At 61.5% G+C, this 8,125-nt stretch carries 8 protein-coding genes and 1 other RNA gene; 5 read left to right on the top strand and 4 right to left on the bottom strand.

Going from position 1 to position 8,125, the window contains the following annotated elements:
* Positions 1 to 75: 75 nt before the first annotated feature.
* On the bottom strand, positions 76 to 972 hold the full coding sequence (locus QZL63_RS06535) for an AraC family transcriptional regulator (RefSeq protein WP_022308524.1): 897 nt from the start codon (positions 970 to 972) through the stop codon (positions 76 to 78).
* 140 nt (positions 973 to 1,112) lie between these two features.
* Between QZL63_RS06535 and QZL63_RS06530 the strand changes: the two genes are divergently transcribed.
* From QZL63_RS06530 to QZL63_RS06520, 3 genes are all read left to right on the top strand, one after another.
* Positions 1,113 to 2,180: a uroporphyrinogen decarboxylase family protein gene (locus QZL63_RS06530; protein ID WP_022308523.1), complete on the top strand. Its 1,068-nt coding sequence runs from the start codon at positions 1,113 to 1,115 to the stop codon at positions 2,178 to 2,180.
* Between the two features lie 23 nt (positions 2,181 to 2,203).
* Entirely contained in the window at positions 2,204 to 2,842 is a 639-nt protein-coding gene (locus QZL63_RS06525; RefSeq protein ID WP_022308522.1) for a corrinoid protein, read from the top strand.
* A gap of 155 nt (positions 2,843 to 2,997) precedes the next feature.
* Entirely contained in the window at positions 2,998 to 4,185 is a 1,188-nt protein-coding gene (locus tag QZL63_RS06520) for a pyridoxal phosphate-dependent aminotransferase (protein ID WP_022308521.1), read from the top strand.
* Positions 4,186 to 4,417: 232 nt separating this feature from the next.
* Here the strand turns inward: QZL63_RS06520 and QZL63_RS06515 are convergent, their stop codons facing one another.
* From QZL63_RS06515 to ssrA, 3 genes are all read right to left on the bottom strand, one after another.
* Positions 4,418 to 4,858: a peptidylprolyl isomerase gene (locus QZL63_RS06515; protein ID WP_022308520.1), complete on the bottom strand. Its 441-nt coding sequence runs from the start codon at positions 4,856 to 4,858 to the stop codon at positions 4,418 to 4,420.
* A gap of 32 nt (positions 4,859 to 4,890) precedes the next feature.
* Positions 4,891 to 6,066 (bottom strand): formate-dependent phosphoribosylglycinamide formyltransferase, encoded by a 1,176-nt coding sequence (purT, locus tag QZL63_RS06510; RefSeq protein ID WP_022308519.1) that lies wholly within the window; start codon positions 6,064 to 6,066, stop codon positions 4,891 to 4,893.
* A 132-nt stretch (positions 6,067 to 6,198) separates the two neighbouring features.
* Positions 6,199 to 6,602: a transfer-messenger RNA gene (gene ssrA, locus QZL63_RS06505) on the bottom strand.
* Positions 6,603 to 6,706: 104 nt separating this feature from the next.
* On the opposite strand from ssrA, the gene QZL63_RS06500 reads away from it, so the two are divergent.
* Together QZL63_RS06500 and QZL63_RS06495 are read left to right on the top strand one after the other, a co-directional pair.
* Positions 6,707 to 7,447 carry a cell division ATP-binding protein FtsE gene (locus QZL63_RS06500; protein WP_022308518.1) on the top strand — a complete coding sequence of 247 codons (741 nt, stop codon included), beginning with the start codon at positions 6,707 to 6,709 and terminating at the stop codon, positions 7,445 to 7,447.
* 56 nt (positions 7,448 to 7,503) lie between these two features.
* Positions 7,504 to 8,125, top strand: a 622-nt coding sequence (locus QZL63_RS06495; RefSeq protein WP_290586286.1) for an ATP-binding protein, incomplete at its 3' end; no start/stop codon positions are given.

Here is an 8,125-nt window from a genome sequence, read left to right as displayed (position 1 = left end):
GGAGCCGCCCGACTGCCGGGGCATCGGAAGGAATCCCTTCCGATGCCCCGGCTCTGTTTTCCGCTGGCCCGGCGTTCAGAGGCTCATCTCTTCGGAAATATCGCGCCCGCCGAGGTCCAGACCCTTGTAGAGCTTCTTGTAGGCCTTGGGCTGCACCTTCTTCAGGCGGAGAAACTGGCGGTTGAAGTTCGAGATGTTCTCGTAGCCCGATTCGTAGGCGACCTGCGCAACCGACAGATCGGTATTGACCAGCAGGCGGCAGGCATGGCCGATGCGGATCTCCATCAGCGAGTCGAAGATCGATTTGAGCGTATACTTCTTGTAGTAGGAGCACAGCGTCGTCGGGTGCATGTTCACCGAGCGGGCGATGGCTGCCAGGGTGATGCGTCGGTTGAAGTTGTGCAGCAGGTAGTTGTATACGCGGGTTACGACATCGTCCGACGTCTCGTGCGGAGTCGTCGGCTTGTCGCGGTTCAGTCGGAACGACGACGGGTCGCCGGCCAGGAAGGCCAGCAGTTCGTAGAAGCGGGTCAGTTTGCCGAATCCCCGAGCCGCCTCGATGCTGTCGTACCAGGGACGGATGCTCTCCTCGGACCGTGAGCCGAAGTCGAGCCCGTATTCGCTGCTCTCGAGCAGCGTGTGGATCGGCTTGAACAGTTCGAGTTCGGTCATGGCCGTCGGGAAGATCGACCTCGAGAACTGGATGACCCGCCAGTGGCACCGAAGAGCATTGTCGGCATAGTAGGCGTCGTCGGCGATGAACAGGTGCGGACAGTCGGGGCCGATGAGCGTCAGGTCACCGTCGGTGAAGGGCTTGATGACCTCGCCGATCGATTTTTTTCCGAAGCCCCGGTCGATCCACACCAGCTCGTACTCGGCATGCAGGTGCCGGGGCATGGTGAAGTACTTGCTCTGGAAACTGCGGATGTTGAAAAAGCGGTCGGAGCCGATCAATATGTTTTCACGGATCATGGTCAGCGGGTTGTTGTAACAAAGATAGTATAATATTTCGGGAATTTAGTATAAGAACCGCGCTTCCGCTTCCACTAATTTTGTTATCGGAGAGATCCAGATCGGAAAACGGAAACAATACGAATAACGAAAACAGAGAGATGAAAAACGATTTTCAACCCGATTACACGAACCTTTTGAAGGTGCTCTATAACCAGCAGCCGGATTACCTCCCGCTCTACGAGCACAACATCGACGAGCCTTTTATTGCCAAGATGCTCGGCCGGGAGGTCGATTCTACGGGCAAGAGCGGCGCCGACCTTGAAGAGCACTACCGTGTCGTCACGGAGTTCTGGCGGGCGAATACCTACGATGCACTGTCGTACGAAGCCAAGATCTGCGAGATCTACCCCGACCACGGCGCCATCCTCGGCGGGCGTCTCGGCCCCATTCAGACCCGGGCCGATTTCGACCGCTACCCGTGGGAGGAGATTCCCCGGATCTTCATCCGTGCCTACAAACCCCACCTCGACGCCCTGCGCAAGGTCATGCCCCGGGGCATGAAGGCCTACGGAGGCTGCGGCTACGGGATCTTCGAGTCGGCCGAGGATCTGGTCGGCTACGAGTCGCTCTGCATGATGCAGTTCCTCGATCCCGACCTGTTCCGCGATCTGTTCGTCCGCATCGGCGACCTCTACGAGGTGCTGTGGACGTGGGTGCTCGACAACTACGCCGACCTGTTCGTCTTCTGCCGCATGGGCGACGACCTGGGCTACCGCACCTCCACGATGCTGGCCCCCGACACCATCCGCGAGCACATCCTGCCGCAGCACCGGCGCGTAATCGACCTGGTCCACTCGCGGGGCAAGAAGTTCCTGCTCCACAGTTGCGGCAACATCTTCAGCATCATGGAGGATATCCTGGCCAACGGAATCGACGCCAAGCACTCGAACGAGGACCAGATCGCGCCCTTCTCGGAGTGGATCGACCGTTACGGCGACCGCATCGGCCTGTGCGGGGGCCTGGACATGAACGAACTGATCATGAACCCCTACGAGGTGGTCTACGAGAAGGTGCTGCGCGAAGGCACGGAGTTCCGCCGCAAGGCCCGCGGCTATGCCCTCGGCTCGGGCAACTCCATTCCCGACTACATGTCGGTGGATGGCTATCGGGCCATGATCGACGCCGTGCAGGAGATCCGCCGGCGCGAAAAGGAGAACAGACTGTAAATTTCAACCGAACCAGGCAAACCATGGAAACACAACTCAATGAACTCTACGACGCCATTCTGGCCGGACAACTCGAACCGGCCGTGGCGGTGACCGGGCGGGCGCTTGCAGCCGGGATCGATCCCCAGACGGTCATCAACGGCTACATGATCCCGGCGATGGAGGAGATCGGCCGCCGCTTCGAGGCCGGCGAGGCCTATGTGCCCAATCTGCTCATGAGCGCCCGTGCGATGAAGGGGGCGCTCGAGTTGCTGCGTCCGCTGCTGCGGAACAACACGGCGGAGAGTCGCGGGCGGATCGTCATCGGCACGGTGCGCGGCGACCTGCACGACATCGGCAAGAACCTGGTGGCCTCGATGCTCGAGGGGTGCGGTTTCGAGGTCTTCAACATCGGGGTGGACATCTCGAGCGACCGTTTCATCGAGGCGGCACGCGAGCATCGGGCCGACATCCTCTGCATGTCGGCACTTCTTACCACGACGATGACCCATATGAAAGAGGTGATCGACGCCCTGCGTGCGTCGGATCTGGCCGGACGGGTCAAGGTGCTTGTCGGCGGGGCTCCCGTCACCGAGGGTTTCGCCCGGACGATCGGCGCCGACGGATACAGTTCGAATGCCAACAACGCCGTGCTGATGGCCCGGCAGCTCATGGGGCACTGACCGCGACGATCGCTGATCTGTCGGGCGGGAGGGGCTGCAGCCTGCTCCCGCCCGGTCGTTTCGGGGCGTCCGCAATTTTTACGGGGTATTTTTTAATTTTATTCATAAATTCCCTATCTTTGTCCGGAGCTAAATTCTAAACCCGATACATGACTATGGCAAAAGCAGTAAACATCGCCCGTTCACACCGTCTGGACGGCATCGGCGAGTACTATTTTTCGCGCCGCCTGCGCGAAATCGCGGAAATCGAGGCCGCTACCGGTCGTCAGATCGTCAAACTCGCTATGGGAAGTCCCGACCTCCCGCCCCACCAGTCCGTCATCGACCGCCTGGCCAGCGAGGCGCAACGTCCCGATGTCCACAAATACATGTCCTACAAGGGTGAGCCCATCCTGCGCAAGGCTTTTGCCGACTGGTACAAGAAGTGGTACCGCACCGAACTCGACTACAACAGCGAGGTGCTGCCGCTCATCGGTTCGAAGGAGGGCATCATGCACATCTGCATGACGTTCCTCAACCCGGGCGACAAGGTCCTCGTGCCCAACCCCGGCTATCCGACCTATTCGGCCGCCGTGCGGCTGGCCGGCGGCGTGATGCTGCCCTATGCGCTCAACAAGCAGACGAACTTCTATCCCGATTTCGAGGCCATCGAACGGGCCGGCCTCGACGGCGTGAAGATGATGCTCGTCAATTACCCCAACATGCCGACGGGACAGACCCCCTCGATGGAGCTCTTCCAGCGCATCATCGACTTCGGAGCCAAGCACAACATCCTGATCGTGCACGACAACCCCTACAGCTTCATCCGCAACGCCGAGGCTCCGATCTCGATCATGGAGGCGGAGGGTGCCCGCGAGGTGGCGCTCGAGATGAACTCGCTGTCGAAGGGCCACTCGATGGCCGGCTGGCGTGTCGGTGTGATCGTCGGCCGGAAGGAGTGGATCGACTCGATCCTCACGTTCAAGTCCAACATGGACTCGGGCATGTTCTACCCCATCCAGGCTGCCGCCGACACGGCGCTGGCGCTGGGTGAGGATTGGTTCAAGGAGCTCAATGCCATCTACTACGGCCGCGAGCGGCAGGCCTATGCCCTGCTCGATGCGCTCGGATGCCGCTACCGCGAGCATCAGGCCGGACTGTTCGTGTGGGCCGAGCTGCCCGAGGACTATGAAGGCGACAGCTTCGCCTTCTCGGACGAGGTGATGGAGAAGTGCGACGTTTTCCTGACGCCGGGCGGCATCTTCGGCTCGGAGGGCAACCGCTACATCCGCATCACGCTCTGCTGCCCCGAGGAGCTGCTCAAGCGGGCTACCGACAACGTCAAGGCTGCTTTCGGGAAATAGTCCCGGACGGAGCCGTTCCGATAACCGCAATTCCCCTCGGGGAGTTGCGGTTTTTTGCGTTCGGAGTGTTCGGAAGGGGTTGCCGGATGCGGAGACTTCCTGCCCGGATGTGCGCGGGCGCGGTCGGATACGCCTGCCCGGGTGTGCGCGGGCGCGGTCGGATACGAAACGGTCCCGGCACGGCTTCTGCCGTGCCGGGACCTTCGGTTTTTGGGGAGCCGCTTCGGGGTGCCTACTCCCTGACGATGCGGATCGAGAGGATGCGGTCGCCGCGGCGGATGTCGTCGATGACATCGAGCCCCTCGACAACCTGCCCGAAGCAGGTGTGCACGCCGTCGAGGTGCTGCGTGTTTTCGCGGTTCATGCAGATGAAGAACTGCGAGCCGCCGGTGTCGCGTCCGGCGTGGGCCATCGAGAGCACGCCGCGGTCGTGGCGCTGGCGCGGCGCCGAGGTCTCGCACTTGATCGTGTAGCCCGGGCCGCCCGTTCCGTCGCCCCGCGGGCAGCCGCCCTGGATCACGAAATCGGGGATCACCCGGTGGAAGGTCAGGCCGTCGTAGAAGCCGTGCCCGGCCAGATCGACGAAGTTGGCCACGGTGCCCGGGGTCTCGTCGGCGTAGAGTTCCGCCTTCATGTCGCCCTTCTCGGTGGCAATGATCGCGTAGGTTTTCATGGTGTCGTATCGTTGTCCGTTTATGGATTCGTTTATTCGGTGACCCGGATCCGGGCTGCGGCCGCCTTCACGCGGTCGCGCAGCGCCTCCAGGTCGCCGTCGAGCGGTTCGTAGCCCACGACTACGCCCATGCGGCGGTTTACACGTGCCGAAGGCTTGCCGAAGATCCGCAGGTCGGTGCGCGGGTTGTCGGCCAGGGCGCTCTCGATGCCCTCGTAGTGCGGAGCCGTTGCGCAGGCGATCGGCGAGAGGACGACGGCGCTCGCACCGAGCCGTTCGAAGGTGATTGCCGGGATCGGAATGCCCAGCACGGCGCGCAGGTGCAGCTCGAACTCGTTGAGATTCTGCGTTCCGGCCAGCGTCACCATACCCGTGTCGTGGGGACGGGGCGAGAGTTCCGAGAAATAGACGCCGTTCTCGTGGCTCAGGAAGAACTCCACGCCCCACAGTCCGGCGCCGGTGAGCGACTCGGTCACGGCGGCGGCCATGCGCTGCGCCTCGGCCAGGTGCTCCGGTGCGATGTGCGGCGACTGGAAGCTCTCGCGGTAGTCGCCGCCCTTCTGTACGTGGCCGATCGGCGGGCAGAAGAGTGTCGGTCCGTTCTTCTGGGTGACGGTCAGCAGCGTGATCTCGCTGTCGAAGCGGATGAACTCCTCGATGATCAGCTCGCGGATGTCGCCGCGCGAGCCCTCGCAGCCGTAGTGCCAGGCGTGCTCGAGCTCCTCGGGCCCCTTGACCAGCGACTGCCCCTTGCCCGAGGAGGACATCAGCGGCTTGACAACGCACGGATAGCCGATCTTTGCGGCCGCGTCGCACAGCTCCTCGTAGCTTTTGGCGTAGAAATAGCGGGCCGTCTTCAGCCCCAGCTCCCTGGCGGCCAGGTCGCGGATCGCCTTGCGGTTCATCGTGAAGTTCACGGCCCGGGCGCTCGGGACTACCTGCACGCCTTCACGCTCGAAATCGTAGAGCCGCTCGGTGCGGATGGCCTCGATCTCGGGAACGATGATGTCGGGGTGGTGTTTGGCCACGGCGGCGGCCAGGGCGTCGCCGTCGAGCATGTCGAAGACTTCGCAGGCGTCGGCCACCTGCATGGCGGGAGCGCCCGCATAGGAGTCGCACGCCACGACGGTCTGTCCGAGGCGCTGCGCCGCAATCACGAACTCCTTGCCCAGTTCGCCCGAGCCCAGGAGCAGTATCTTTTTGGTCATAGTCGGATTTTTTGGTACTGCAAAGATAGCTTTTTCCCGGCGGTTTGCAACCGTTGTGCGGATTTTTGGCCGGGCGGCGGGTGCCCGCAAACGGAAAACGCCCCGGGGCGGGCCGGGGCGTTGGTCGAACGGGTGTGGAGGTGGCGGGAGTCGAACCCGCGTCCAAACAGGGAACCCGAAAGCTTTCTACACGCTTAGCCGCCGTTTGATCCTCCTTCTCCGGCCTGGCAGGCGGCAACCCAGCCGGAGACCCAGTCCCTTGAATTTTGCGCGCCGACCGGGACCCTCCGGCTCGCTATCTCCAAATGAATGATACCCCGTGTGAAGAGCCGTTAAGGAGCGGAACGTCCCTTCGGGATACTCGTCGCCGAAGCGCCTTGGCTCCGGGGATTAAGCTAATTTTCCTTGAAAATTAGGCAGCGAGTGCATAGCTGTTATTGCCATTTGAATCTTGAGCGTCGGGATTTACGAGCCGCCACACAGCGCTCGGCGTGCTTACAATCAAACTCTGCCTGCTGTCAAAACCGGGCACCCCCTGTTTCGTGCCGACAAAATGTCGTTGTAGACACGGCAAATGTACGGCTTTTTTCGCAAAATCCAAGAATTTTTGTATCTTTGTTAGCCAGAAAAAACGCGACGCATGAGGAACGAAAAATACGTGGTCGAGCTGCGCAATGCGGCCATCTATCACGCCGATGACCCCTTCGGAAGCCGCTCGGAGGAGCGGTTGCTCCGGCAGGGCGAGATGGTGCTTTCGGATGTCAGTCTGACGGTGGCTCCGGGTGAACTGGTCTATCTGATCGGCCGGGTCGGCAGCGGGAAAAGCACCTTGCTCAAAACTTTATATGCCGAGGTACAACTGCTTACGGGAGAGGGATATGTCGCCGGGTTCGATCTGCGCCGGCTCCGCCGCCGGGACATCCCCTACCTGCGCCGCCGCATCGGCATCGTCTTCCAGGACTACCAGCTGCTCACCGACCGCAACGCCTTCCTCAACCTGCACTACGTGCTCCGGGCCACCGGGTGGCGCAACGAGTCGGAGATCCGCCAGCGCATCGAGAAGGTACTCGACGTGGTGCAGCTCTCGTCGAAGAGCTACAAGATGCCGTTCGAACTCTCGGGCGGCGAGCAGCAGCGCCTGGTCATCGCCCGTGCGCTGCTCAACGACCCGCAGGTGCTCCTGGCCGACGAGCCCACGGGCAACCTCGATCCGGTGACGGCCGACGGCATCATGCAGCTCTTCCGGCAGATCGCCGCGCGGGGCTGCGCCGTGGTGATGTCCACGCACAACACGGCGCTGATCGAGAACTACCCCGCCCGCGCGATCCTCTTCGCCCAGGGGAAGATTCGCGAGGTGGATCTCGCGGCCGAATTGGGCTGATCTTGCCATTTCGCGAAAAAAACACTATATTTGTACAATATTTAGAACGACAACGAATGAGTACCGAACAAGAAAACGTTAAGAAGCAGGAAGAAGCATATTCCGCGTCGAATATCCAGGTCCTCGAGGGGCTGGAGGCCGTGCGCAAGCGTCCGGCCATGTATATCGGTGACATCGGCGAAAAGGGACTCCACCACCTGGTCTACGAGGTCGTGGACAACTCGATCGACGAGGCGCTCGCCGGATATTGTACGGATATCGATGTGACGATCAACGAAGACAATTCGATTACCGTCAGGGATAACGGCCGGGGTATCCCGACCGACTTCCACGAGAAGGAGGGAAAATCGGCGCTCGAAGTCGTCCTCACGGTCCTTCATGCCGGAGGCAAGTTCGACAAGGGTTCCTACAAGGTCTCGGGCGGTCTGCATGGAGTCGGCGTATCGTGTGTGAACGCCCTCTCGACGCTGCTCATCGCCGAGATCCACCGCGACGGGAAGATCTTCCGCCAGAGCTACAGCAAGGGCAAGCCCACCTCCGAAGTGGAGATCGTCGGCGAATGCTCCGACAGGGGAACGATCATCACCTTCAAACCCGACGGCGAGATCTTCACCCATACGACCGTCTACAAGTACGAGATCCTGGCCAACCGCCTGCGCGAGCTGGCATTCCTGAACA

Source organism: Alistipes sp. CAG:268 (assembly GCA_000434235.1).
Classification (GTDB): Bacteria; Bacteroidota; Bacteroidia; order Bacteroidales; family Rikenellaceae; genus Alistipes; species Alistipes avistercoris.
The sequence above is the reverse complement of the archived record's forward strand: the minus strand, read 5'-3'. Positions and strand labels throughout refer to the sequence as shown.

Coding starts and splice junctions, on each gene's coding strand:
- purT (WP_022308519.1), bottom strand. CDS start 6,066: ATGACCAAAAAGATACTGCTCCTGGGCTCGGGCGAACTGGGCAAGGAG.
- QZL63_RS06535 (WP_022308524.1), bottom strand. CDS start 972: ATGATCCGTGAAAACATATTGATCGGCTCCGACCGCTTTTTCAACATC.
- QZL63_RS06520 (WP_022308521.1), top strand. CDS start 2,998: ATGGCAAAAGCAGTAAACATCGCCCGTTCACACCGTCTGGACGGCATC.
- QZL63_RS06515 (WP_022308520.1), bottom strand. CDS start 4,858: ATGAAAACCTACGCGATCATTGCCACCGAGAAGGGCGACATGAAGGCG.
- QZL63_RS06530 (WP_022308523.1), top strand. CDS start 1,113: ATGAAAAACGATTTTCAACCCGATTACACGAACCTTTTGAAGGTGCTC.
- QZL63_RS06525 (WP_022308522.1), top strand. CDS start 2,204: ATGGAAACACAACTCAATGAACTCTACGACGCCATTCTGGCCGGACAA.
- QZL63_RS06500 (WP_022308518.1), top strand. CDS start 6,707: ATGAGGAACGAAAAATACGTGGTCGAGCTGCGCAATGCGGCCATCTAT.